Below are 24,259 nucleotides of genomic sequence, written 5' to 3'. Positions count from 1 at the left end.
CTGTCGTGTTCGAATTAAACGCACTAGAGCGCAGCACCTGTTTCCGCGCCTTGATGCGTGTCAAATCCGCCGTTCCGCGCGCCGAGACCGCTTCACAAGGCCGTCCGGGGCGGCTAGCCTGCCCACATGTTCAGCATCGAGCACGATTTCGACGCCACCGTCATCACCCTCGTCGACGAGGGGCCCGAACATCTTCGGGAGGACGTGACGATCACGGCCTTCGAGGATTGCGTCACGGTCGAGCAACTCGACCCCCGCACGGACAGGGTACAGAAGATCACGCTGTCTCTGGCACAGCTGCACGAACTCGGCGCGGCGCTCGATTTGCCCGAAGGGGTCTACCGGATCGCCTTCGACCCCGGCTAGCCCGCCATCCGGCCGTTACAATCAGCTGCCCCAGATCCGGCGGACATAGGTCCGGGTCTCGTCATAGGGCGGCACCCCGCCATGGCGTTCGACCGCTGCCGGCCCGGCATTATAGGCCGCAAGCGCAAGCCGCCAGGACCGGAAACGGTCGAATTGCCGCCGCAGATAGCGCGCGCCGCCCTCGAGGTTCTGGCGCGGATCGGTCGGATCGACGCCAAGCCTACGGGCGGTCTCGGGCATCAGCTGCGCCAGGCCGATCGCCCCCTTATGCGACACCGCCCGGCTATTCCAGCCCGACTCCTGCTGCACCAGCCGCAGGAACAGATCCTCCGGCACACCGTGCCTGCGCGCCGCCGCGCGGGCGACATCGACGAATTCACCCCGGTAGCGACCGGAATAAAGCAGCATACCTTGCGTGGGCGTGCGCACACGGTCGGGCTGCAACCGCACCGAATTCGAATATTGCTGGGCGGCGCGACCGTCCAGCACCCGGGTCTGCGACCGGAACAGCGTGAGGCGGGATTTCGAGGAAACCGACGTATCTGCCAGAACCGGCTCGGGATGCGCGCCGGACACCGCCAGCGCGGCCAGTGCAATCGCTGCAAGCTGTCGCTTCACCCTATCGTCCCTCCCCCGTGCCGGGCGGCCTTTTCGCCGCCGGAGTATAGGCAAGGCGGCGCAGTCTGGCCAGCCCGTCCCTTTTCCCGCCCCAGGCCGGGCCTTCAGCGGAAAACTGCGCCCGCAGGATGCGGAATTCGCCGTCGCCCGCCCGGGCGGGCTAGTGTAGACCGGGGCTCTATGGAACTGGAAGATTCGAAAAGAGGGCACGCATGGCAGGTTCGGTGAACAAGGTCATTCTGATCGGCAATCTCGGACGCGACCCCGAGGTGCGCAGCTTTCCCTCGGGCGGCAAGGTCTGCAATCTGCGGATCGCCACATCCGAGACCTGGAAGGACCGCAACACCGGCGAGCGTCGGGAGCGGACCGAATGGCATTCGGTCGCAATCTACTCCGAGCCCCTCGTGCGGGTCGCCGAGCAATATCTGCGCAAGGGCTCGAAGGTCTATGTCGAAGGCCAGCTCGAAACCCGCAAATGGCAGGACCAATCCGGTCAGGACCGCTATAGCACCGAGGTGGCTCTGCGCCCCTACCGGAGCGAACTGACCATGCTCGATGGCCGTGACGGCGGCGGCGGCGGCGGCCGGGGCGGCGATTATGGCGGCGGCAGCGGTGGCGGCGGTTACGACCAGGGCGGCAGCCGCGGCGGCGATTACGGCGGACCGCAACAACCCGCGAGCGATTTCGACGACGAAATTCCGTTCTGAGCGGGGCGCCGGATACAGAATGAAGGGCGCGCCTGCGACCCGGTCATGGCCGCTCGGCCCCGGGATCAGGCCCCCGTCTTTCTTGCCTTTGACCTGAAACGCCGCCGCTAGGAACGAAAACGCTCCGCTGGCGGCGGCGCATATGATCTTCGCGCTGACACATGAATTCGGCCGGGCTCCGCCCCCGCCAGATAGGCATCCCCTTCTGCAGACACCGTTCTGCGGCTCAACTGGATGCAGCAAGAAAGCTTCCCGCGGCAGCCCGTTTTCCTACGCAATTCAGTCCCTGCCACGCTTTCCGGGGGATGGCAGCACACGTCGCGCAGGCGGCTGCCCGCGCGCGTCACACGAAAATTCGCCGAATTTTCGCGACTTATCCCTGCGCGAGCCGCGCCTCGCGGGCCATGCGCATACGGGCGAAATCGTCGCCCGCATGATAGCTCGAGCGCGTCAGAGGCGTGGCCGAAACCATCAGGAAGCCCTTGCCATAGGCCGCCTTCTCATAGGCCGAGAATTCCTCCGGCGTCACGAAACGCGCCACCGCGTGGTGTTTGGGCGTCGGTTGCAGATACTGCCCGATGGTCAGGAAATCGACATCGGCCGCACGCAGATCGTCCATCACCTGATGCACGGCCTGACGGTCCTCGCCCAGCCCGACCATGATCCCCGACTTGGTGAACATCGACGGGTCGATCTCCTTCACCCGCTGCAGCAGCCGGAGCGAATGGAAATACCGCGCGCCCGGACGGACCTCGGGATAAAGCCCCGGCACCGTCTCGAGATTGTGGTTGAACACATCCGGCCGCGCCGCGACCACGGTCTCGAGCGCGTCGGGCCCGCATTTCAGGAAGTCGGGCGTCAGCACTTCGATGGTGGTTCCGGGCGCGCGATGGCGCACCGCACGGATGGTCTGGGCGAAATGCTCGGCCCCGCCATCGTCCAGATCGTCGCGGTCGACCGAGGTGATCACGACATGCTTCAGCCCCAGTTTCTGGACCGCGTCCGCGACCCGGCCCGGCTCGAAGATGTCAAGCGTATCGGGGCGTCCGGTCGCCACGTTGCAGAAGCTGCAGCCGCGGGTGCAGATCTCACCCATGATCATCATCGTCGCGTGGCCCTGCGACCAGCACTCGCCCACATTGGGGCATCCGGCCTCTTCGCAGACGGTCGCCAGCCCGTGCTCGCGGATCACCCGGTGGGTGTCGCGATAGCCATCGCCCCCGGGCGCGCGAACGCGGATCCAGGCCGGCTTCTTGGGCTGGACCGTATCGGGACGGCGCGCCTTTTCGGGGTGGCGTTCGGCGGGGTTCTTGAGATCGCGCAACGGAAGTCTCCCTAGCGGGACGGATCGCCCCCTCTTATGCGCTTGCTGATCCGAAGGCAACCGGCCGCCGGGCCCTGTCTCAGCCGTCGCGGGCCACCCGGGTCAGGCGCTCGCCGGCCTCGGTCAGGATCGCGGCCAGTGCCACGAACCAGCCATCCTCGCGCGAGATCCGCCGCCTGACCAGTCCCAGCCGCCGCGAAGGCTCGGGCATGGCAAAGCGGTGAACGGCCAGCGCCGGGCTCGCCGCCCGTTCCGAGCGCAGCGCGATCTCGGGCAGGAAGGTCAGCCCGAAACCCTCGGCCGCCAGCCCGCAAAGCGTCGCCAGCGACGAGGCCCCCAGATCGACCCGGGTCTCGTCGCGTTTCATGCCGCAGACCTCCAGCGCCTGATCGGCCAGGCAATGCCCCTCATCCAGCAGAAGCAGCCGGTCCGGGTCAAGCGCATCGGGACGCACCCCCTCGGCCCCTGCCCCCAGCGCCGCGATCTGCCGCGCCGAGCCCGCCAGCAGGAAACGGTCCTCGAAGAGCGGCGCCTCGACCAGATCCTCCCGCCCGGTCGGCAATGCCAGAAGCGCCGCATCGAGGCGCCCCTCGTCCAGATCGGCCAGCAGCCGGTCGGTCCGCGCCTCGCGCACCCCGATCTCCAGCGTCAGGTTCTCGGCCCGGATCAGCGGCAGCGCCACCGGCAGCAGATAGGGCGCCACCGTCGGAATGAGCCCGAGGCTCAGCCGCCCGCCCAGCCCGCGCTGCCAGCGCGCGGCATCCTTCAGCGCCCGCACCTCCTGCATCACCCGGCGGGCATGGCGCAGCAGGTCGTGCCCGGCAGGCGTCAGGATCACCCCGCGCGGCTGGCGCTCGACCAGCTGCACGCCAAGCTCGGCCTCGAGTTCGCGGATCTGCACCGACAGCGCGGGCTGGCTGACATGAACCGTCTCGGCGGCACGGCCGAAATGCCGGTGCTCGGCCAGGGCGAGGAAATAGGAAAGCTGCCGCAGGGTGATCGTCATGGCGATGTCCTATCGCAGCCGCGCCGCGCGATCCATGCCCGCGCGGCGCTGCCGGACGGACATGAAAAACCCCCGCCCGGGCAAGGCCGGACGGGGGCGGAACCGGTTGCCGGTCGCCTCAGGCTCAGGCCAGCGCGGCCTTGGCCTTTTCGACGATGGCGCCGAACGCCTCGGGCTCGTTCACGGCGAGATCGGCCAGGACCTTGCGGTCGACCTCGATCCCGGCGACGGCCAGCGCGTTGATGAAGCGCGAATAGGTCAGCGATTCATCATGGGCACGCACAGCGGCGTTGATCCGCTGGATCCAGAGCGCGCGGAAGTTCCGCTTGCGCTGCTTGCGGTCGCGGGTCGCGTACTGGTTGGCCTTGTCGACGGCCTGGGTCGCGGTGCGGAAGGCATTGCCGCGGCGGCCGTAATAGCCTTTCGCAGCCTTGATGACCTTCTTGTGACGGGCATGGGTGGTGGTGCCGCCTTTGACTCGGGACATGGATCAGGCCTCCGTTAGCGCGAATAGGGCATGTAGGACTTGGCGAGCTTCTCGTCCGGAGCCGAGAGCATCGTCGTCCCGCGCGCGTCGCGGATGAACTTGGTGGTCCGCTTGATCATGCCGTGGCGCTTGCCGGCCTGACCCGCCTTGACCCGGCCACTGGCCGTGACCTTGAAGCGCTTCTTGGCGCTCGATTTGGTTTTCATCTTGGGCATTTCCGTCTCCTTTCGGGCGGTGAAGGCGCGACTCGGCATGCCACAACGGCCGGTCGCCCCGGGTGAGTGGCGAGGATATAGAAAGCCCGGGCCCCGCATGCAAGGAGAAAACGCCCCTCCACACCCCCATCGGGCATCCGCGCGCCCCGCATGAAAAAGCCACCGGCCGCGACAACGACCGGTGGCTCATCTCATAAGGCCAGGGCCGCCTTACCGGCGACCGGCAGGTCCCTTATTCGGGCTCGAGGTTGAAGATCAGCCGCTCCTCGCAGGGCGCCACGCGGAGGATGTTGGTCGAGCCGGGAAGATTGAAGGGCAGCCCCGCGATCACGATGATCTTGTCATCGCCCTCGCCATAGCCGCCCTGCCGCGCCGCGCGGGCGGCGCTGACCACGGCCATTTTGAAGCGCTCGACCTTCTCGTTGTAATAGCAGTTGATGCCCCAGCTCAGGCAAAGCCGCCGGCCCGTCGCCGGAAACGGCGTCAGCGCCACGATCGGCACCCGCGGCCGCTCGCGCGAGGTCTTGAGCGCCGTCGTCCCCGATTCCGTGAAACAGCAGATCGCCTTGATGTCGGTGGTCTCGGCGATCTCGCGCGCCGCCGAGACGATGCCGTCGGCCACGCTCGAACGCTCGGCCTGGCGGCTGGCCTCGATCACCGAGCGGTAGGTCGGATCGCTTTCGACCTCGACCGCGACATTGTCCATCATCTTCACCGCCTCGACCGGATAGCGCCCGGCGGCGGATTCGGCCGACAGCATCACCGCATCGGCCCCCTCGTAGATCGCCGAGGCCACGTCCGAAACCTCGGCCCGGGTCGGCATCGGGCTTTCGATCATCGATTCCAGCATCTGCGTCGCCACGATCACCGGCTTGGCGGCGGCCCGGCAGGACCGCACCAGCCGCTTCTGGATCGGCGGCACGCTCTGGACCGGCAATTCGACCCCCAGATCGCCGCGCGCGACCATGATCCCGTCCGAGACCTCGAGGATGTCGTCAAAGGCCTTCACAGCGGCGGGCTTCTCGATCTTCGACAGGATCGCGGCCCGCGTGCCCACGATCTCGCGCGCCTCGATCACGTCCTCGGGGCGCTGCACGAAGCTGAGCGCAACCCAGTCGACGCCGAGATCCAGCGCGAAATGCAGGTCTTCGCGGTCTTTTTCCGACAGCGCCGCGACCGGCAGCACCACGTCGGGCACGTTCACGCCCTTGCGGTTCGAGATGGTGCCGCCGACGATCACCTCGCATTCGGCGAAATCGGGGCCGTGCTCCTTCACCCGCAGCCGCAGCTTGCCGTCATTGACAAGCAGCGTCGCGCCGGGTTCCAGCGCGTCGAAGATCTCCTTGTGCGGCAGCTGCACCCGATGCGCCTCGCCCGGGGCCGGGTCGAGATCGAAGCGGAAGATCTGCCCGTCCTCGAGCTCGGCCGCGCCATTGGCGAACTGGCCGCAGCGCAGCTTGGGCCCCTGCAGGTCGGCCAGGATCGCGATCGGGCGGCCGGTATCGGCCTCGATCTTGCGAATGGTCGCGTGACGCTGCGCGATCTCATCATGAGTGCCATGGCTCATGTTCAGCCGGAACACATCCGCCCCGGCCTCGAAAAGCGCCCGGATCGTCGCGTAGTCGGTCGAGGACGGGCCCAGCGTGGCCACGATCTTGAGGTTGCGTAGACGTCTCATACTGCCCTATCTGTCTTCAGGTGATCCATGCGCAGTATGCGCTGGTGTACAATGTCACCTTCTAGGCCGAACTCCGCGGCAAGACAACCGGCGCCTGCGGGAACGGCCGCAGACAGGGATGTGGCGTGAAAAGATGACAGGACAATGACCGAACAGCCTTTCGAGACGGTCGGCGAGACGCGCGGCGGGCGCTGGCTGGTCACCTGCGATCACGCCACCAACATCGTGCCGCCCTGCGTGAACGGCGGCAGCCTCGGCATCACTCCGGCCGACATGGCCCGCCACATCGCCTGGGACCCTGGGGCCGCGGGCGTGGCCCGCGCGCTGGCCGAGCGGCTCGACGCGCCCCTGGTGCTCAGCCGCTTCTCGCGGCTGGTGATCGACCCGAACCGGAGCGAGGACGACCCGACCCTGGTGATGCGGCTCTATGACGGCACCGTGATCCCGGCCAACCGCGCCATCGACGAGGCCGAGACCGACCGCCGCATCCGGACCTTCTGGCGCCCCTATCACACCGAGGTCGCGCGGCTGGCGGCGCGGCGCTCCGATACCGTGCTGCTTGCGATGCACAGCTTCACGCCGCAATTGAAGGGGCGCCCGCCCCGGCCCTGGCAGATCGGCATCCTGCATGCCGCCGACGACCGGCTCGCGCGGCCGCTGATCGCGCGGCTGCGCGCCGAGGGCGATCTCTGCGTCGGCGAGAACGAGCCCTATGGCGGGCATCTGCCGGGCGATTCCGTCGACCGCCATGCCGAGGCCTTCGGCCGGCCGAACGTGCTGGTCGAATTGCGCAACGACGTGATCGCCGCGCCTGCCGACCAGGCCGCCTGGGCCGCGCGGCTTGCCCCGATCCTCGAGGCCGCGCTGGCCGATACCGGCGCCTGAGCGCGGCCCGCCCCTCCCGGAAGGAGACCCGACATGGACGACGCCACCCGCACCGAAATCGAGGCCGCCGCCTTCCGGCGGCTCAGGCGCCACCTGATGGAGGACCGGCCCGAGGTGCAGAACATCGACCTGATGACCCTGGCCGGGTTCTGCCGCAACTGCCTGTCGCGCTGGATGGCCGAGGCCGCCGCCGAGCGCGGGGTCGCGATGACCGAGGCCGAGGCGCGCGAAGATTTCTACGGCATGCCCTACAAGGACTGGAAGGCCCTGCATCAGACCGAGGCGGGCCCGGAACAGAAAGCCGCCTTCGAGGCCGCGATGGCCGCACGCCCCGAACCCGGCAAGACCTGAGCCTGTCCCGGGCATCTTGACGAAACCTTTGCGGTAACGTGCATTTCGGGGTCGCATCCGCCCCCGGGTTCTGGAGTAGACTGCGCCGCGACTCATGACACCGCCGCGCCGGTCGCGCGCCTTCGGGCGCGGGGCGTCCCGCTGGTGCCGCGCCTGAAAACCGATGGAGGCAAAGCATGATCCCAGCCAGCGGGCCGATGCAGCAATTCACCCCGAAGCTTCTGACCGCGATGGCCGAGGGCTACGGGCTGCGCGCCTTCCGCGCCGATCTCGTGGCCGGACTGACCGTGGCGGTGGTGGCCCTGCCCCTGTCGCTGGCCATCGCCATCGCCTCGGGCGTGCCGCCGGATCGCGGGCTGATCACCGCCATCATCGGCGGCTTCCTGGTCTCGGCGCTCGGCGGCAGCCGGTTCCAGATCGGCGGCCCGGCAGGCGCCTTCATCGTGCTGGTCATGGCCACGGTCCAGCGCCACGGGCTTGACGGGCTCGCGCTCGCGACCTTCCTGTCGGGGATCTTCCTGGCCGCGGCAGGGGCGCTCCGTCTGGGCAGCTTCGTCAAGTTCATCCCCTACCCCGTCACCGTGGGCTTCACCGCCGGGATCGGCGTCATCATCCTCGCCAGCCAGATGCGGCCGTTTCTGGGGCTGACGCTGGACGGCCCCGAACCCGGCCCCTTCCTCGAGAAGATCCCCGCGCTCTGGGCCGCGCTGCCGACGCTCGGCCCGATCGATCTGGCGATGGGCATCGGCACATTCGGCTTCATCCTCGTGCAGCGCCGCTATGCGCCGCGCTTTCCGGGCATGCTGATGGCCATCGCCCTGGCCGGCCTGACGGTCTGGCTGTTCAAGCTTCCGGTCCCGACCATCGGCAGCGCCTATGGCGGCATCGCCTCCAGCCTGCCCGCGCCGCATCTGCCGCCGCTGGGGCTCGAGAAGATCCGCGCCGTCCTTCCCGACGCGCTGGCCTTCACCCTGCTCGGCGCCATCGAGTCGCTGCTCTCGGCGGTGGTGGCGGATTCGATGACCGGCCGGCGCCACCGCTCGAACGCGGAACTGATCGGACAGGGCGCGGCCAACATCGCCTCGGCCTGTTTCGGCGGCTTCTGCGTCACCGGCACCATCGCCCGCACCGCCACCAATGTCCGCGCCGGCGCCCATGGCCCGGTCGCGGGCATGATCCATTCGCTGGCGCTTCTGGGCATGGTGCTGCTGCTGGCCCCGCTCGCCTCGGCGATTCCGCTGGCGGCGCTGGCGGGCGTGCTGGTCTCGGTCTCGCTGCACATGATCGACATCCGTGCGATCCGGACGCTGGCGCGCACCGCCCGGGCCGAGGTCGTGGTGCTGCTGGCGACGCTGGCGATGACCGTGCTGCGCGATCTGACCGAGGCCATCGTGACCGGGCTCGCACTGGGTGCGCTGGTCTTCCTGCACCGGCTGGCACAGATGAGCGGCGTCGACGCGATGCTGGACGAGAGCGATACCGAAAGCCGCCCCGAGGATCGCGGCCTGAACCGGCAGACCGTGGTGCTGCGGCTGACCGGGGCCTATTTCTTCGGCTCGGCCCCGGTGATCGAGAACGTGCTCGACCGTATCGCGGCCCGGCCGCGCCACCTGATCCTCGACATGGCAGATGTTCCGCTGCTGGACATGACCGGCGCGCACAGCCTGACCGGCTTCGCGAGAAAGGCGCTCGATCAGGGCATGGCGGTCTCGCTGGCAGGGGCGCGTCCCCAGCATCTGCAATTGCTGAGGGCAGCCGGGCTGCCGCAGGGCATCCACATCACAGCGGATGTCGCCGAGGCCCGGGCCTCGGCCGATACGGCCTGAGCCCTAGCGGCCCGGCTCCCGGTCGACCGGATCGGCCGGGACCAGCCCGGCCAGCCAGGCCCGGGCCGCATCGACCGTCTCGACATAGGCCGCGACCTGGCCCTCGAGCACCGGGTTCAGCGCGGCGATGGCCGGGGCCTTGAGATAGGCCGCCAGCGCCGCTGCCGCGACCAGCACGGCGACCAGGAAGCCCACCAGGAAGGCCCCGCTCAGACCGTTGCGGGCTGAGGCCGCGGGCGGGATGCTTTCGGCTCCGCGATCGGTGCTGGCCGAAAGCGTCGAGGTGATCTTCTCGACATCGGGCAGCAGATCGCGCCGCGCGGCACCCCGCGACGGCTCGGCGGGCGCGGGGTCCGGTTCGGGCTCGGGCGAAGGCGCCGGCTCGGGGGCTTTGGCCCGCACCGGAGGCGGCGGGCTGGCAAGCCCCAGATCGGCCTGCTCCGAAAAGGTCTCGGCGGTCGCCTCCTCCTCGCGGGCGCGCTGCTCGCGCTCGGCCTCTTCGCGCAAGATGCTCAGCACGTCCTCGTCGAGCCCGCGGCGGGGCGGCGCATCGGCGCCCTCCGGCCCCGGCGCCACCGGCTCCGGAGCGCGCGGCGCCGCGAACCCCGCCAGCGGATCCCGCGGCGCGGGACCGGACGGTTCCTGGAACCATATGTGGTTACAGTTCGAACACTGGACGTCGCGCCCCTCGTCAGGGATCACCGCCTCGTCCACCTCGTATTGGGCGCCGCATTTCGGGCACGTCAATCGCATTCCGCTCTACCCCCCGGGGCGCATCGGCCCGCCGGACCTGCCTGCCATTTCCGCGCCATGTTGTATCACTGCCTGCGGAAATTCAAAGCCTTTGCGGTCGGTGCGATTGCAACCCGCGCGGACGTGGGCAATACCATGGGCGAACGGACCCGGACCCCGGCCGACGGAGCGGACCTTGATCGAGCTCGAAAACGTCTCGCACAGCTATGGCGGAAGCGACCTTCTGTGCGACATGTCGCTGAGGCTGGCACCGGCCTCGTTTCATTTCCTGACCGGCCCTTCGGGGGCGGGCAAGACCACGTTCCTGAAGATCTGCTACGCCGAATTGCAGCCCAGCCAGGGCAGGATGCGCCTGTTCGGCGCCGATCTGGCCGGGCTCGACCGCGACGGGGTCGCGCGGATGCGGCGCCGGATCGGCGTGGTCCATCAGGACTGCCGGTTCCTCGACCACCTGCCGCTCAGCGAGAATATCACCCTGCCGCTGATGGCCGCAGGGCGCGACATCGCGGCCGAAGAGCGGAACCTGTCGGAACTCATGACCTGGGTCGGGCTGAAGGCACAGGCCGGGGCGCTGCCGCCGCAGCTTTCGGGCGGCGAGCGTCAGCGCGCGGCGCTGGCCCGGGCGGTAATCCTGTCGCCCGACGTGATCCTGGCCGACGAGCCCACCGGCAATGTCGACTGGGAGATGTCGCTGCGCATCCTGCAATTGCTGATCGAGCTGAACCGGATGGGCAAGACGATCCTGATCGCGACCCATGACCTGAACCTGATCCGTGCCGCCAAGACCCAGGTCGCGGCGCGCGTGCTGCGCATCAAGGACCGGCAGCTGCATCTGGCGGGGGCGGATCTGTGAGCGCGGTGCTGGCGGCCCTGAGGCAGCGCGCCCGGCTGCTGGTCTCGGCCCTGAGCTCGGACCCCGAAGCCAGCCGGGTCGTGCCGCCGACGGGCTTCACCGCCCGGCTCACGCTGTTCACCGCCGCCACCATGGCCTTTCTCGCGGTCTTCGCGCTGGCGCTGAGCATGGCCTCGGGGCGGCTGGCCGACCGCTGGGCCGACGCGCTTGCCCGGACCGCGACGGTGCGGATCTCGGCCCCGCCCGGGCAGATGGGCACCCAGAGCGAGGCGGTGCTGCAGATCCTGCGCACGACGCCCGGCATCGCCTCGGCCCGGGCGATGAGCGACATCGAACAGCGGCAATTGCTGGAACCCTGGTTCGGCCCCGACCTGCCGGTCGAGACGCTGCCCCTGCCCCGGCTGATCGAGGTGACCGAGACCCGCGCGGGCGTCGATGCCGAGGCGCTCCGGCTGCGGCTGGCGGCCGAGGCGCCGGGGGCGGTTCTCGACGATCACACCCGCTGGCGCCAGCCGCTGGTGCGCGCGGCCGGACGGCTGCGGCTGCTGGGCTGGACCGCGATGCTGCTGATCGGCGCCAGCATGGCGGCGATGATCGCGCTGGCCGCCAATGCGGCGCTGGCCGCCAATGCCCAGGTGATCGGCGTGCTGCGCCTCGTCGGCGCGCGCGACGCCTTTATCGCCAGGGCCTTCGTGCGGCGCTTTACCCGGCGGACGCTGGAAGGCGCCGCGCTCGGAACCCTCGCCGGGATGGGCGCCGTCGCCCTTCTGCCCGGCGACGGCCCCGACGGATTTCTGACCGGGCTCGGATTTTCCGGCCCCCAATGGATCGTGCCGCTGCTCTTGCCGGTGCTGGCCGGAGCCATCGGCTTCGCCGCCACCCGCTGGACCGCGATGCGGATGCTGAGAAGGATCACCTGACCGATGCGCTCTCCCCTGCAATATCTGCGCTCGCTCTTCTTCGTCGGACAGATGTATCTGGCGATGCCGGTCGTCGGCCTGCTGTACCTGCCGCTGGCGCTGGCCTCGCCGCGCGGCGCCACGATGGCGGCACGGCATTATTGCCACTGGGTGCGCTGGACCGCGCGCTGGATGGTCGGCCTGAAATCCGAGGTGCGCGGCACGCCGCCCGAGGGCGAGGTGCTGATCGCCGCCAAGCATCAGTCCTTCTTCGACATCATCCTGCTGGTCGGCTCGCTGCCCCGGCCCCGCTTCATCATGAAGAAGTCCCTGACCTGGGCACCGGTGCTGGGCTGGTACGCGCTGCGGATCGGCTGCATTCCGGTCGACCGCGGCAAGCGCGGCCAGGCGATCGCGACGATGAGACGGCAGGTGGCCGAGGGCCGGCAGATGCCGGGCCAGCTGATCATCTACCCGCAGGGCACCCGCGTCGCGCCGGGCGTGACGCGGCCCTACAAGATCGGCGCGGGCGTGCTCTACCAGCAGCTCGGCCAGCCCTGCGTTCCCGCCGCCACCAATGTCGGGCTGTTCTGGCCCCGCACCGGGATCTATCGCAAGCCCGGGCTCGCGGTGCTGGAATACCTGCCGCCGATCGCGCCCGCGCAGCCGATCGACGTTTTCATGGCTCAGCTGGAAGAGACGGTCGAGACCGCCTCGGACCGGCTGATGGCCGAGGCGGGCTTCACCACAGGGGCCTGAGCCCCACTGCCGGTCCCGCCCGGTCGCCCGGGCGGAAAAGGCAACCGGCTCAGGCGGCCAGCCCTTTCGAGCCGATATCGAGGAATTTCCGACGCCGCTCGGCGACAAGCGCCGCAGGCTCCTTGCCGACCAGCTCGCCCAGCATGGTGGCAAGGTTGCGCCCGACCCGTTCGATGGTCTCCTCGCGGGACCGCTGGGCGCCGCCGATGGGCTCGGGAATGATCCGGTCGATCACCCCGATCTTGAGCAGATCCTGCGCGGTCAGCCGCAGCGCCTCGGCCGCCTCGCGCATCTTCTCGGCATCCTTCCACAGGATCGAGGCGCAGCCCTCGGGCGAGATCACCGAATAGACCGAATGTTCCAGCATCGCGACCTTGTTGGCCGTTGCGAAGGCCACCGCCCCGCCCGACCCGCCCTCGCCGATCACGATCGAGATCAGCGGCACGCCGATCTGCAGGCATTTCTCGGTCGAGCGCGCGATGGCCTCGGACTGGCCGCGCTGCTCGGCGCCCTTGCCCGGATAGGCGCCGGGGGTGTCGACAAGGGTGACGACCGGCAGGCCGAAGCGGTCGGCCATGTCCATCAGCCGCGCCGCCTTGCGATAGCCCTCGGGCCGGGCCATGCCGAAATTCCGTTCCAGCCGGGTCTTGGTGTCGAAGCCCTTCTCATGGCCGATCACCACCACCGGCTGGTCGTTGAACCGCGCCAGCCCGCCCATCACCGCATTGTCCTCGGCAAAGTTGCGGTCGCCCGCCAGCGGCGTGTATTCGCGGAACAGCGCCTCGATATAGTCCTTGCAATGCGGCCGGTCGGGGTGGCGCGCGACCTGGCATTTCCGCCAGGGGGTCAGGTTCTTGTAAAGCTCCTTCAGCATGTCGGCGGCCTTGCGGTCGAGCGCCGAGGCCTCCTGCGCCACGTCCATCTCGGAATTGGCGCGGGCCAGCGCCCGAAGCTCCTCTGCCTTGCCTTCGATCTCTGCCAGGGGCTTTTCGAATTCGAGATAGTTCATCGACGCGGCTCCTTGATGCTGGCGGGGTATATGACGCCCGCCGCGCCGATTTGCAACGCCGCCGCGCGACGACGATGACGCGGCGGACCCGGCGGGCGGTCGGCGCCCGGACCCATGCCGAGATCTCTGGCCGGTCGACATGTCATCGGCGGCGGGCATGGTCGCCCTCCCGCCATCGGGCCGGGAAGGAGTACGGCGGGCCGCCGAAGAGCCCGGCCATGACCCGCGCCGCGCGGGAACGCATCGGGCCACGTCCTGCCCGCCCTTCCCGTGGTCCGCCACCAAGACCGCCGCGGCCTGTATGGGACCGGACCTTCCCCGTTTCGCGCTGTTACGAAAGCCGATGCCGGACCGGATTTGTCCATGCGTTTTCCCCGCAAGTCCCCGTTCACCGGGCGCGGCCGAAGAAGGCTACCGCATCCTGCTCTCCGCAGATGCGGGCGTGCACTGGCCGCGCCCGGCCCGCCCCCGGAAGGGGCGAACCGAAGCACGAGCCCGGCGATCAGCCGATCTGGAAGCCCGGCGTCGAGGCAGAGATCGCCTTTTCCTCGTCATTCATCTCGGCCCCCACCGCCTCGAAAAGCGGGGTCGAGAGATAGCGCTCGCCGGTATCGGGCAGCATCGCGAGGATGACCGAGCCCGGTTCAGCGGTTTCGGCCACCTGCAGCGCCACGGCGACGGTCGCGCCGCCCGACACCCCGGTCAGGATGCCCTCCTTCGCGGCCAGCGCCCGCGCCTGCTTCTGCGCCTCGGGCCCCTCGACCGGAATGAGCTCGTCATAAAAGCCCTGGTCGATCGCCTCCTGCAGCACCAGCGGAATGAAATCGGGCGTCCAGCCCTGGATCGGGTGCGGATGGAAGGCGGGATGGCTTTCGTCCGCCTCGCCCTCGGCATTGCGCTTCTGCGCCCGGCCCGAGGCGATCAGCGCCGCATCGGCCGGTTCGCTGAGGATGATCTTCGTCTCGGGCCGCTCGCGGCGCAGCGCCCGGGCGATCCCGGTCACCGTCCCCCCGGTGCCATAGCCCGACACGACATAGTCAAGCCGCTCGCCCTCGAAATCGGCAAGGATCTCGCGCGCGGTGGTGGTCTCGTGAATATCGGCATTGGCTCCGGTCTCGAACTGGTGGGCCAGGAACCAGCCGTTCTTCTCGGCCAGCTCCTGGGCCTTGCGGTACATCCCCATCGCCTTGTCGGCCTTGGGCGTCAGCACGACCTTGGCGCCCAGCATCCGCATCAGGCGACGGCGCTCGACCGAAAAGCTCTCGGCCATGGTGATGACCAGCGGATAGCCCTTCTGCGCGCAGACCAGCGCCAGCCCGATCCCGGTATTGCCCGAGGTGGCCTCGACCACGGTCTGGCCCGGTTTCAGCGCGCCCGAGCGCTCGGCCGCCTCGATGATGTTCAGCGCCAGCCGGTCCTTGACCGAGGCGCCGGGATTGAAGAACTCGGCCTTGACGTAAAGCGTGACATGGTTCGGGCCGAGATTGTTGATGCGGATCACGGGCGTGTCGCCGATGGTGTCGAGCACGCTGTCGAAGCGCCGCCCCCGTCCGGTGGTTTTGCGGATGCTGTCCTCTGCCATGACCATACCCCTTTCTTCGGTACCGGGCCGCCGCGCGGGCAGCCGCTCTTGTCTCGGCGCGAACCATAGCACGCCCGCCGGAAAGGGCACGGGGGGCCGGGCCCGGAGAGCGCGGATAGGGAGGAAGACCGAGCGCATCCCGCCGCGACGAAACGCGATGCCGCAAACACCCGATAAGGGCGAACGTCAGTCCGGAGGCGCTGGCAAATCCGGAACAGGTTCCCGCCAGGCACGCGCCTCCTGCGTCAAGGCAGGAAAACCGGCACCAGCGAGGCCAGCAGCAGCAGCGCCATCGCCCGGTTGAACAGGCGCAGCCGCGCGGGCCGGCTCAGCAGCAGCCGGATGCGGGTGCCGAGGATGGTCCAGAGCCCGGTCGAGGGCACGCTCGCCGCGGCGAAAGCCCCCGCGACCAGCAGCACCGCCGCCGGCTTTTGCCCCGGCGCGTAAAGCGTCAGCGCCGCCAGCGCCATGGTCCAGCCCTTGGGATTGACCCATTGGAAGGCCGCGGCCTGCAGGAAGGTCATCGGCCGCCCCGGCGCCGCGCCAGGTTCGGGCGGCGCGGCCCGGGCGATCTTCCAGGCCAGCCAGACCAGATAGGCCGCGCCGAACCAGGTCAGCAGCACGCGCAGCATCGGCCAGGCCTCGAAGGCCCGCATCGCGCCCAGCCCGACCAGCACGATCATCGCGACGAAGCCCAGCGCCACGCCCAGAATATGCGGCAGGGTCCGGCGCAACCCGAAATTGGCCCCCGAGGCCATCAGCATCAGGTTGTTGGGCCCCGGTGTGATCGAGGCGACCAGCGCGAAGGCCCCAAGCGCCAGCAGAAGATCGAGATTGTCCATGGGCCGCACTATCGCATGCCCCGTCCGAATTGCCAGTCCCGCGGGCCGCTGTGGCAGGCCGACGGGGGTCCGGGGGCAAAGCCCCCGGCGGGTCGGGGCGCGTCAGCGCCGCGAAACCGGCTCCACCTGACACAAGCACCGTATCGATTGCGGCCAGATATTCGGGAGCCATCCAACGCGCGTCTCTGGCGTCCCGGGGGCAAAGCCTCCGGGATGGGTCGGATCGCGTCAGCGATCCGAAGCCCGGCTCTTTGCCAGCGGTCTCAGCCGGCCGCGATCATCTCGGCCTGACGCACGATCACCTCGGCCTGCTTGATCGAGGCGATATCGACCAGCCGCCCCTTGTAGACCGTCGCGCCCGACCCTTCGGCCTTGGCCTTCTCCATCGCCGCGAGAATCTCGCGCGCCTCGTCCACCGCCGCCCCGGAGGGCGTGAACACCTCGTTGGCCAGCGCCACCTGCTTGGGATGGATCGCCCATTTGCCGACCATGCCCAGCGTCGCCGAGCGCAGCGCCTGGGCGCGGAACCCCTCCTCGTCCGAGAAATCGCCGAACGGCCCGTCGACCGGCAGCACGCCATGGGTCCGGCAGGCTGCAACGATCGCCGTCTGCGCCCAGTGCCACGGGTCCGACCAGTATTTCGCACCCTCCCGGATCATGTAGTAATTCTCCTGGGTGCCGCCGATGCCCGTGGTCTGCATCCCCATCGAGGCCGCGAAATCCGCCGCGCCAAGGCTCATCGCCTGCAGCCGCGGGCTGGCCGCCGCGATCTCCTCGACATGGGCAATGCCGGCCGCCGATTCGATGATGACCTCGAAGCCCAGCGGCTTGCTCCGCCCCGTCGCCCGCTCGACCGCCGTCACCAGCGCATCGACCGCGTAAAGATCGGCGCCGCAGCCCACCTTCGGGATCATGATCAGGTCGAGCCGGTCCGACGCCTGCTCCAGCAACTCGACCACGTCGCGATACCAGTAGGGCGTGTCGAGCCCGTTGATCCGCACGCTCAGCGTCTTCCTGCCCCAGTCGATGTCGCCGATGGCCTGGATCACGTTCGCACGCGCGCTAGACTTGTCGTCGGGCGCGACCGAATCCTCGAGATCGAGGTTGATCACGTCCGCCGCGCTGGCCGCCATCTTCTCGAAGATCGCGGGGCGCGAGCCCGGGCCGAACAGCTGACAGCGGTTCGGACGGGAGACGGGCGTGGGCTGGATGCGAAAGCTCATGGTCGTACCCCTTCGGTAAGGATATGTCGTCTGTCATGGCCGAGTTGGTAGAATGTTACCCCAATCCGCGCAAGTTATTTTGCCGCGCCGCAGCACGGTCTCAGCCCCGGGGCCACGTCTTGTGCAGAATTCTTCGCCAGATCAGACCATATGTCGATGAATCTTCGCGAAATCCACCCGAATGCGCGGAATATCGGCAGGTTTTCCTTCGGTCGGGTGATATTTTCGTGCGAGCAATAAAGGGAACGCCACGATGATCGAAACCCCCTATCTCCTGTTTCTGGGCGACGCCCCTGACCCGCTGGCGGCCAAGGTGGCCCAGGGCATCCGCGACTGGCGTCCGGAAAACGCCGTCGGCCAGTTCCGGATGGACGGCTGCAAGGCCGACCTGAAACTGCCCGACCTCGATCTGGCCGCGGCCAAGGCCGAGGGCGCGAAGACGCTGGTGGTGGGTGTCGCCAACCGCGGCGGCGTGATCTCGCCCGCCTGGAAGAAGGTGCTGGTCGCGGCGCTCGAAGAGGGATTCGATCTCGCCTCGGGGCTGCATAACCTGCTCTGCAACGAACCCGACCTCGCCGGCGTCGCCGAGGCCACCGGCCGCACCCTGCACGACGTGCGCATCCCGACCGTCGCCTACCCGATCGCCAATGGCAAGAAACGCTCGGGCAAGCGCTGCCTCGCGGTCGGCACCGACTGCTCGGTCGGCAAGATGTATACCGCGCTGGCGATGGACCGCGAGATGAAGGCCCGCGGGCTGAAATCCTCCTTCCGCGCCACCGGCCAGACCGGCATCCTGATCACCGGCGAGGGCGTCCCACTCGATGCCGTGATCGCCGATTTCATGGCCGGCGCGATCGAATGGCTGACGCCCGACAATGACGACGATCACTGGGACATGATCGAGGGTCAGGGCAGTCTGTTCCATGTCTCCTATTCCGGCGTGACCATGGCGCTGATCCATGGCGGCCAGCCCGATGCGCTGATCCTCAGCCACGAACCGACTCGGACGCATATGCGCGGCCTGCCGGATTACGGCCTGCCGAGCCTCGAGACGCTGCGCGACACCGCGCTGGGTCTTGCCCGCGTCGCCAATCCGAAGGCCGAGGTCGTCGGCATCTCGGTCAATACCGCGGCGATGGGCGAGGACGAGGCGCTGAGCTGTCTCGAAGGCATCGAGAAACGCATGGGCCTGCCGACGGTCGACCCGTTCCGGCAGGGCGCGGGCCGTCTCGCCGATGCGCTCGACGCGATCTGAGGCAGACAGATGCAGATTTCCGTCACCCCCGAGAGCTTCCGCCTGAAAGAGGCCTTCACCATCTCGCGCGGCTCGCGCACCGAGGCCCGCGTACTGACCGTGCGCGTCGCCTCGGGCGGCGCCACCGGCCGGGGCGAATGCGTCCCCTATGCCCGATATGACGAGACGCTGGACAGCGTCACCGCCCAGATCGGGGCGCTTCCGCCCTCGCCGAGCCGAGCCGCGCTGCAGGAGCTGCTGCCGCCCGGCGCCGCGCGCAATGCCGTCGATTGCGCGCTCTGGGATCTCGAGGCCAAGGAGGCCCGCACCCGGGTCTGGGATCTGGCGGGCCTGCCCGCGCCGGGCCCCGAGATCACCGCCTTCACGCTGTCGCTCGACACGCCCGAGAACATGCGCGCGGCGGCGGCCCGGAATGCCCACCGGCCGCTTCTGAAGATCAAGCTCGGCACCGATGCCGACATGCCCCGGCTGGAAGCGGTGCGCGCGGGCGCGCCCAAGGCCCGGATCATCGTCGATGCCAATGAGGGCTGGACCGCCGAGGTCTATGCCGATCTCGCGCCGCATCTGGTGCGCCTCGGCGTGGCGCTGGTGGAACAGCCCCTGCCCGCCGGTCAGGACGACATGCTGGCCGAGATCGCGCGCCCGCTGCCGGTCTGCGCCGATGAAAGCTGCCATGACCGCGCCAGCCTGCCCGCGCTGAAGGGCAAATACGATCTGGTGAACATCAAGCTCGACAAGACCGGCGGGCTGACCGAGGCGCTGGCCCTCAAGCAACAGGCACTGGCCGAGGGCTATGGCATCATGGTCGGCTGCATGGTCGGCTCGAGCCTCGCGATGGCGCCTGCCGTGCTCCTGGCCCAGGGCGCGGCGGTGACGGATCTTGACGGGCCGCTGCTTCTGGCCGAAGACCGGCCCGAGCCCCTCTGCTTCGACGAGGCGGGCGTGCATGCCCCCGCCGCCGCGCTCTGGGGATAGGCCCCGACTTGCCGGGCTGCGGTGCCGCGCGCCGCGCCCACCCCTGAAAAAAGGACCCCGCGATGACCCGAACCGTCTATGTGAACGGCGACTACCTGCCCGAGACCGAAGCCCGCGTCTCGATCTTCGACCGCGGCTTTCTGTTCGCCGATGGCGTCTACGAGGTGGCCAGCGTGGTCGGCGGCAAGCTTCTCGACTTCCATGCCCATGCCGCGCGGCTGCAGCGCTCGCTGGCCGAGCTCGAGATGCGGTCGCCCGTCGACATGGACGCGCTGCTGCAGATCCACCGCGAGCTGATCGCGAAGAACGACGTCGATCAGGGCATGGTCTACATGCAGATCACCCGCGGCGCGCCCGCTGATCGCGACTTCCACTTCCCCGATCCGGACCAGGTCGCGCCGAGCCTGGTGATGTTCACCCAGTCCAAGGAAATCATCGAAAGCAAGACCGCCGAGACCGGCATCAAGGTGATCTCGATCGACGACCTGCGCTGGGCGCGGCGCGACATCAAGACGGTGCAGCTGCTTTACGCGTCGATGGCGAAGATGGCCGCCGAGAAGGCCGGCGCCGATGACGCCTGGATGGTCGAGGACGGCTTCGTCACCGAGGGCAGCTCGAACAACGCCTATATCGTCAAGAACGGCAAGATCATCACCCGCCAGCTCGGCACCGAGATCCTGCCCGGCATCACCCGCGCCGCGGTGCTGAAATTCGCCGCCGAAGCGCAGATGGAAATCGAGGAACGCGCCTTCACCATCGAGGAGGCCAAGCAGGCCGACGAGGCCTTCTTCACCTCGGCCTCGGCCTTCGTGATGCCGGTGGTGTCGGTCGACGGGGTCAGCCTCGGCGACGGCCTGCCGGGCCCGGTCTCGCGCCGCCTGCGCGAGATCTATATCGACGAGGCGGTCAAGACCGCGATCTGAGGCCGCCGCGCCCGCACCATCCCGCCATCAGGCCCGGGCCCCGCGCCCGGGCCTTTTTCATCGCCTCAGCCGGTCAGCGGCCGACCGATCTCGACCCAGATCGGGCGGTGATCGCTTGGCCGCTCCACCCGCGCCGCGCCCGTGCCCGTCAGCCCGGCCTCATAGGCGTCATGCCCGATCCCGGCCGCCTGAACCCAGGGCGTCAGCCCGGGCGAGATCGCGAAATGATCGAGCAGCAGTGGCCGGTCGGTCACCTCGTCGACGAAATCGTCGAAGCGCGCGGTGAACAGGGCGGCGGCGGGCACATGGGCCAGCAGCGGGTGGTGGAAGATCAACCCCGGCAGGAAGGTCGAGCCCAGAACGATATCGGCCACGTTATGGGTCAGATAGCTGCGCTCGAAGAAATCCGTCCCCGGCCCGTCATTCCAGTCGCCGGTGACGACGATCCGCGCCTCCGGATCCTCAGCGACCAAGGCGTCGAGATAGGCGCGCAGCCGGAACCCCTCGGCCGAGATCCGGCGCCGGGCCAGCAATGCGGCGACCACGAATTCCTGCCGCCGCGCCGGATCGTGCCAGAGCGCCGCGCCACGATGGACGTATTTCGACTTGGTATGCAGCACCACGACCCGGACCGGCGCCCCGCCCACCGGATCGATATCGACCACCAGCGGCAGACGTGTGAACTCGTAGCCCTCCAGCAGCATGTCGCCATTGACATCGGCCGCCCAGGGCTCGGCCAGGGCCCGGGTCGCGGCATCGGTCGCGCGCTCGAGGGCGCGCACCAGGCCGCCCCGGCGCCGCAGCACGTAAAGCTTCTGCGCGCCGCCATCGGACCCGATCAGCGCCTCATAGCGCGGCCCGTCGGCATCCGAGAGAAATTCATCGATGAAAAGCGCCATCTCGGCCTCGGCGCTGGGCCCCTCCTGCAGGCAAAGAAGATCGGGCGCGAGCGCGTCGATCACGGCGGCGGCCTTGCGGGCACAGATCCGCGCCTCGTCGGGCGTAAGCTCGCCCGAGCCCCAGCGCGGCCGGGTATTGCCGGAAAACCACCGGTTCATCCATTCGAGGTTCCAGTCGACGATCTTCATGCCCGCCTCCCCGGCCAGAAAATGACCCAAGGGAAAGCTAGCACGGATTCGCGACCCGCGGGTGACGCGATCAGAACCGCTCGAGCAGGCGCCTGAGATAGTCGAGTTCGAGATCGGGGCGGTTCTGCTCGCCCGAGCGGCGGCGGATCTCGTCCAGCAGATCGCGGGCGCGGCGGTAGACATCCTCGCCCTGCAACATGCTGTCCTCGGTGCCGACCTGCCCGGTCGAGCCCGGCGCCCGGCCCAGCGGATCGCGGCGCTCGCCGCCCGCATCGGCCCGGCCCCGGCCCTGCCCGTCCTCGCCGCGCTGCTGGCGGTTCTGCGCCAGCGCCTCGCCCAGATTGCGCATGCCCTCGCGCAGCGCCTCCATCGCCCGGGCCTGATCGTCCAGCGCCCCGGCCAGATCATTGTCGCGCAGCGACCGTTCGGCCTCGTCCATCGCGCGGCCAGCCCGATCCAGCGCCTCGCGCGTGCCTTCGCTTTCGGGCGAGGCGCCAAGCCCGGGCAGGGTCTGCTGCTGACGCTCCAGCTCGCGGCGCAACGCCTCCTGACGCTCGGCAAGGCTTTGCTGACCGTCCTCACCGCCCTGCCCCGGATCGGCCCGGTCCTGTTCACCCTCGCCCTCACGGCCCTCGCCCTCGCCCTGACCCTGCTGGCCGGGGTTGAACTGCTCCTGCAGATCGCGGAAGGCGTCGTCGGACAGGCCCTGCTGGTCGCGCAGGGTCTCGGCCAGCCCCTCCATCGCCTGCTGACCCGGACTATCCCCGCCCGGGCCCTGGGTGACCTGCATGTTCTCCATCATCTGCTGCAGCATCTGCAGAAGCTGCTGGGCCTCGGCCATCCGGCCCTCTTCCATCAGCTGCTGCAGCCGGTCGAGCATCTGCTGAAGCTGATCGCCGGTCAGCTCCTGCATCTCGCCGTTCTGCGCCTGCTGCCGGTCCTCGTCCTGCTGCTGTTCGGCCAGCTGGCGCATGTAATCCCGCGTCGCCTCGCGCAGCTCGTCCATGAGCTGGGCGATCTCGGCATCGCTGGCGCCGTTCCTCATCGCCTCGGACAGCCTCTCCTGCGCCCGGCGCAGCCGCTCGGCGGCATCCGAAAGGTCGCCATCCTCGATCAGGACGGCAATGTCCCACAGCGCCCCGGCCAGTTCCGCCTGGGTCTCGGCCGTCAGCCCGGGCGCCGCTCTCTCGAGCCTGCGGATCGCGACCCGCAATTGCAGATAGGCGCTTTCGTTGCGGAAGATCTCATCCGGCCGGTAACTGATGGCCCGCAGGACCTGCGCCACCTCGCGGGCGTTCGAGCGCGCCCAGAGCAGCGCCTGACGCTGTTCGACCACCGCGCGCGCGAGCGGGTCGAAAAAGCGCCGCCCCGGCAGCACCATCCCGGCGGGCGCGGACACCCCGCGCTGGCCCAGCGCATCCTCGACGGCCAGTTCAAGCTGCACCGGCAGCCCGGCCCAGGGGTGTTGCGACAGGTTCTCGACAAGGGTCTCGGTGAATTGCCGCCTGTCGCCCGAAATCGGCATCGGCAGGTCAAGCACCAGCGGCGCGCGCGGATCGGGCTCGGCGGCCAGACCATAGCGGCGCTCGACCGCGGCCAGATCGAGCGTGATCGTGGCCTCGCCCGCCGTCACCCCGTAATCGTCGCTGGCCGAGAAGGGCTGGCGCATCTCGCCATCGGCCGTCACGTCGATCTCGCCCGTCAGCCGCACCTCGGGCCGGATGTCGGGGCTCAGCACGATCTGCCAGGACCGACCGCCGGACCCGTCGATCTCGACCCGGCCGTCGCGGATCACCTCGAAGCTCCGGGCCATGGCATCGATCCCGGCGGGCGCCGCGGCCGCGCCCTCGGCGCCGGGCTCGCGGCCCGAGACCGTCTCGGTCACGTCCAGCGCCCCGACCTCCCCATAAAGCCGCAGCGTGACGCGGCTGCCTTGCGGCACGGCCAGCCGGGTGTCGGAAATGTCGTTGAGATAGATCGCGGGCTTTGCGGTATAGGCTGGCGGCTCGATCCAGCCCTCCCAGCTTGGGCCCGAGGCCAGCGCCGGGCCGCCCTTGCCCAGATCGGCCACGCTTGCCACCCGCAGGAAGGACCCGAAGATCAGCGCGACGGTGAAGGCGATCAGCGCGACATGGCGCAGCCCGTAAGGGTCGCGCGAGGACAGCCGCAGGTCGGGCGCCACCGCGCGCGCGGCCCGCGCCCGTGCCGCCATGCGGGTGACATGGGCCCGCCAGACCGCCTCGGAGGCCGGATCGCCAGCGCCGATGGCCTGGCTGTCGGACAGCGCCGCGAGCGGTCGGCCGGGAAGGCTGCGGTCGAGCCGGTCCAGCGCCTCGGCCCGGCCCGGCCGCCGGAAGCTGCGCAGCCCGTAGACCAGCGTCCCCAGAAGCGCCGCAAGCAGCGCGCCGCCAATCGCGAAAGCCGCGGCCGGGGACAGCAGGTCATGCGCTCCGAAGGCCAGCGCCGCGGCAACCAGCAGAACGAGGCTTGCGAGCGGCCAGAAGGCACGGCTCAGACGCTCGGCCAGAAGGCCCGCCCAGGTCAGGCGCAGCGGCCAGCGAAGCTCGGCGAGGGTGTCGTCGGGGCGCGGCGTGCTGTCGGTCATGCTCCCATCCGGCGGCGGATCCGGGCGGGA

At 69.2% G+C, this 24,259-nt stretch carries 24 protein-coding genes; 11 read left to right on the top strand and 13 right to left on the bottom strand.

The features are described 5' to 3' along the window. Positions 1-126: 126 nt before the first annotated feature. A complete protein-coding gene (locus A6W98_RS09000; protein ID WP_042460517.1) occupies positions 127-366 on the top strand; it encodes a hypothetical protein in 240 nt (79 codons plus the stop codon). A gap of 21 nt (positions 367-387) precedes the next feature. On the opposite strand, the gene A6W98_RS08995 is transcribed toward A6W98_RS09000, so the two are convergent. After that, positions 388-984, bottom strand: coding sequence for a lytic transglycosylase domain-containing protein (locus A6W98_RS08995; protein ID WP_042460515.1), 597 nt, complete (start codon positions 982-984; stop codon positions 388-390). A 212-nt stretch (positions 985-1,196) separates the two neighbouring features. Here A6W98_RS08995 and ssb point away from each other — a divergent pair, with 212 nt between their 5' ends. Then, entirely contained in the window at positions 1,197-1,691 is a 495-nt protein-coding gene (gene ssb / locus A6W98_RS08990) for a single-stranded DNA-binding protein (RefSeq protein ID WP_042460513.1), read from the top strand. 373 nt (positions 1,692-2,064) lie between these two features. Here the strand turns inward: ssb and lipA are convergent, their stop codons facing one another. The 5 genes from lipA to pyk all read right to left on the bottom strand — a co-directional run bounded on the left by lipA (position 2,065) and on the right by pyk (position 6,401). Beyond that, the gene (gene lipA, locus A6W98_RS08985) at positions 2,065-3,015 is read right to left on the bottom strand and encodes a lipoyl synthase (RefSeq protein WP_042460511.1); all 951 of its coding nucleotides are present in this window, start codon (positions 3,013-3,015) and stop codon (positions 2,065-2,067) included. Positions 3,016-3,094: 79 nt separating this feature from the next. Continuing rightward, complete coding sequence (locus A6W98_RS08980; RefSeq protein ID WP_042460509.1) at positions 3,095-4,021, bottom strand: LysR substrate-binding domain-containing protein; 927 nt, start codon at positions 4,019-4,021, stop codon at positions 3,095-3,097. 124 nt (positions 4,022-4,145) lie between these two features. Continuing rightward, entirely contained in the window at positions 4,146-4,508 is a 363-nt protein-coding gene (gene rplT / locus A6W98_RS08975; RefSeq protein ID WP_042460507.1) for a 50S ribosomal protein L20, read from the bottom strand. 14 nt (positions 4,509-4,522) lie between these two features. After that, the gene (gene rpmI / locus A6W98_RS08970) at positions 4,523-4,723 is read right to left on the bottom strand and encodes a 50S ribosomal protein L35 (protein WP_042460504.1); all 201 of its coding nucleotides are present in this window, start codon (positions 4,721-4,723) and stop codon (positions 4,523-4,525) included. Between the two features lie 232 nt (positions 4,724-4,955). Beyond that, entirely contained in the window at positions 4,956-6,401 is a 1,446-nt protein-coding gene (gene pyk / locus A6W98_RS08965; RefSeq protein WP_042460501.1) for a pyruvate kinase, read from the bottom strand. A 144-nt stretch (positions 6,402-6,545) separates the two neighbouring features. Between pyk and A6W98_RS08960 the strand changes: the two genes are divergently transcribed. From A6W98_RS08960 to A6W98_RS08950, 3 genes are all read left to right on the top strand, one after another. Next, the gene (locus A6W98_RS08960) at positions 6,546-7,286 is read left to right on the top strand and encodes an N-formylglutamate amidohydrolase (protein WP_042460498.1); all 741 of its coding nucleotides are present in this window, start codon (positions 6,546-6,548) and stop codon (positions 7,284-7,286) included. 33 nt (positions 7,287-7,319) lie between these two features. Beyond that, positions 7,320-7,637 carry a DUF1244 domain-containing protein gene (locus tag A6W98_RS08955; protein ID WP_042460495.1) on the top strand — a complete coding sequence of 106 codons (318 nt, stop codon included), beginning with the start codon at positions 7,320-7,322 and terminating at the stop codon, positions 7,635-7,637. A 176-nt stretch (positions 7,638-7,813) separates the two neighbouring features. Next, positions 7,814-9,463 carry a SulP family inorganic anion transporter gene (locus A6W98_RS08950; protein WP_042460492.1) on the top strand — a complete coding sequence of 550 codons (1,650 nt, stop codon included), beginning with the start codon at positions 7,814-7,816 and terminating at the stop codon, positions 9,461-9,463. Positions 9,464-9,466: 3 nt separating this feature from the next. Here A6W98_RS08950 and A6W98_RS08945 read toward each other — a convergent pair whose 3' ends face one another. Further along, entirely contained in the window at positions 9,467-10,216 is a 750-nt protein-coding gene (locus A6W98_RS08945) for a zinc-ribbon domain-containing protein (protein WP_072071673.1), read from the bottom strand. Positions 10,217-10,391: 175 nt separating this feature from the next. On the opposite strand from A6W98_RS08945, the gene A6W98_RS08940 reads away from it, so the two are divergent. Genes A6W98_RS08940 through A6W98_RS08930 form a run of 3 tightly spaced genes read left to right on the top strand, consistent with a single transcriptional unit; the run spans position 10,392 to position 12,727 of the window. Next, positions 10,392-11,069, top strand: a complete 678-nt coding sequence (locus A6W98_RS08940; RefSeq protein ID WP_042460486.1) for a cell division ATP-binding protein FtsE — start codon at positions 10,392-10,394, stop codon at positions 11,067-11,069. 5 nt (positions 11,070-11,074) lie between these two features. Beyond that, on the top strand, positions 11,075-11,989 hold the full coding sequence (locus A6W98_RS08935; RefSeq protein ID WP_406678820.1) for a cell division protein FtsX: 915 nt from the start codon (positions 11,075-11,077) through the stop codon (positions 11,987-11,989). 3 nt (positions 11,990-11,992) lie between these two features. After that, positions 11,993-12,727, top strand: coding sequence for a lysophospholipid acyltransferase family protein (locus A6W98_RS08930; protein WP_042460483.1), 735 nt, complete (start codon positions 11,993-11,995; stop codon positions 12,725-12,727). Between the two features lie 49 nt (positions 12,728-12,776). Here the strand turns inward: A6W98_RS08930 and A6W98_RS08925 are convergent, their stop codons facing one another. The 4 genes from A6W98_RS08925 to A6W98_RS08910 form a co-directional block, all read right to left on the bottom strand. Continuing rightward, positions 12,777-13,736 (bottom strand): acetyl-CoA carboxylase carboxyltransferase subunit alpha, encoded by a 960-nt coding sequence (locus tag A6W98_RS08925; RefSeq protein WP_042460480.1) that lies wholly within the window; start codon positions 13,734-13,736, stop codon positions 12,777-12,779. 502 nt (positions 13,737-14,238) lie between these two features. Beyond that, positions 14,239-15,318: a cysteine synthase A gene (gene cysK / locus A6W98_RS08920; RefSeq protein ID WP_042464813.1), complete on the bottom strand. Its 1,080-nt coding sequence runs from the start codon at positions 15,316-15,318 to the stop codon at positions 14,239-14,241. Between the two features lie 245 nt (positions 15,319-15,563). After that, complete coding sequence (locus A6W98_RS08915) at positions 15,564-16,160, bottom strand: LysE family translocator (protein ID WP_042460477.1); 597 nt, start codon at positions 16,158-16,160, stop codon at positions 15,564-15,566. Between the two features lie 263 nt (positions 16,161-16,423). Further along, the gene (locus A6W98_RS08910; RefSeq protein WP_042460473.1) at positions 16,424-17,383 is read right to left on the bottom strand and encodes an L-malyl-CoA/beta-methylmalyl-CoA lyase; all 960 of its coding nucleotides are present in this window, start codon (positions 17,381-17,383) and stop codon (positions 16,424-16,426) included. 253 nt (positions 17,384-17,636) lie between these two features. On the opposite strand from A6W98_RS08910, the gene dgcN reads away from it, so the two are divergent. The 3 genes from dgcN to A6W98_RS08895 all read left to right on the top strand — a co-directional run bounded on the left by dgcN (position 17,637) and on the right by A6W98_RS08895 (position 20,536). After that, the gene (gene dgcN / locus A6W98_RS08905) at positions 17,637-18,638 is read left to right on the top strand and encodes an N-acetyltransferase DgcN (protein WP_042460470.1); all 1,002 of its coding nucleotides are present in this window, start codon (positions 17,637-17,639) and stop codon (positions 18,636-18,638) included. A gap of 9 nt (positions 18,639-18,647) precedes the next feature. Further along, positions 18,648-19,613, top strand: a complete 966-nt coding sequence (gene dgcA, locus A6W98_RS08900; RefSeq protein ID WP_042460467.1) for an N-acetyl-D-Glu racemase DgcA — start codon at positions 18,648-18,650, stop codon at positions 19,611-19,613. A gap of 62 nt (positions 19,614-19,675) precedes the next feature. Next, a complete protein-coding gene (locus A6W98_RS08895; RefSeq protein ID WP_042460464.1) occupies positions 19,676-20,536 on the top strand; it encodes a D-amino-acid transaminase in 861 nt (286 codons plus the stop codon). A gap of 65 nt (positions 20,537-20,601) precedes the next feature. Here A6W98_RS08895 and A6W98_RS08890 read toward each other — a convergent pair whose 3' ends face one another. Next, entirely contained in the window at positions 20,602-21,624 is a 1,023-nt protein-coding gene (locus tag A6W98_RS08890; RefSeq protein WP_052677987.1) for an endonuclease/exonuclease/phosphatase family protein, read from the bottom strand. A 70-nt stretch (positions 21,625-21,694) separates the two neighbouring features. Beyond that, positions 21,695-24,229 (bottom strand): TIGR02302 family protein, encoded by a 2,535-nt coding sequence (locus A6W98_RS08885; protein ID WP_042460461.1) that lies wholly within the window; start codon positions 24,227-24,229, stop codon positions 21,695-21,697. Between the last annotated feature and the right edge of the window lie 30 nt (positions 24,230-24,259).

The organism is Rhodovulum sulfidophilum DSM 1374 (genome assembly GCF_001633165.1).
Taxonomy (GTDB): domain Bacteria; phylum Pseudomonadota; class Alphaproteobacteria; order Rhodobacterales; family Rhodobacteraceae; genus Rhodovulum; species Rhodovulum sulfidophilum.
Note: the sequence above shows the minus strand (reverse complement) of the source record. Positions and strands in the feature narration are given on the sequence as shown.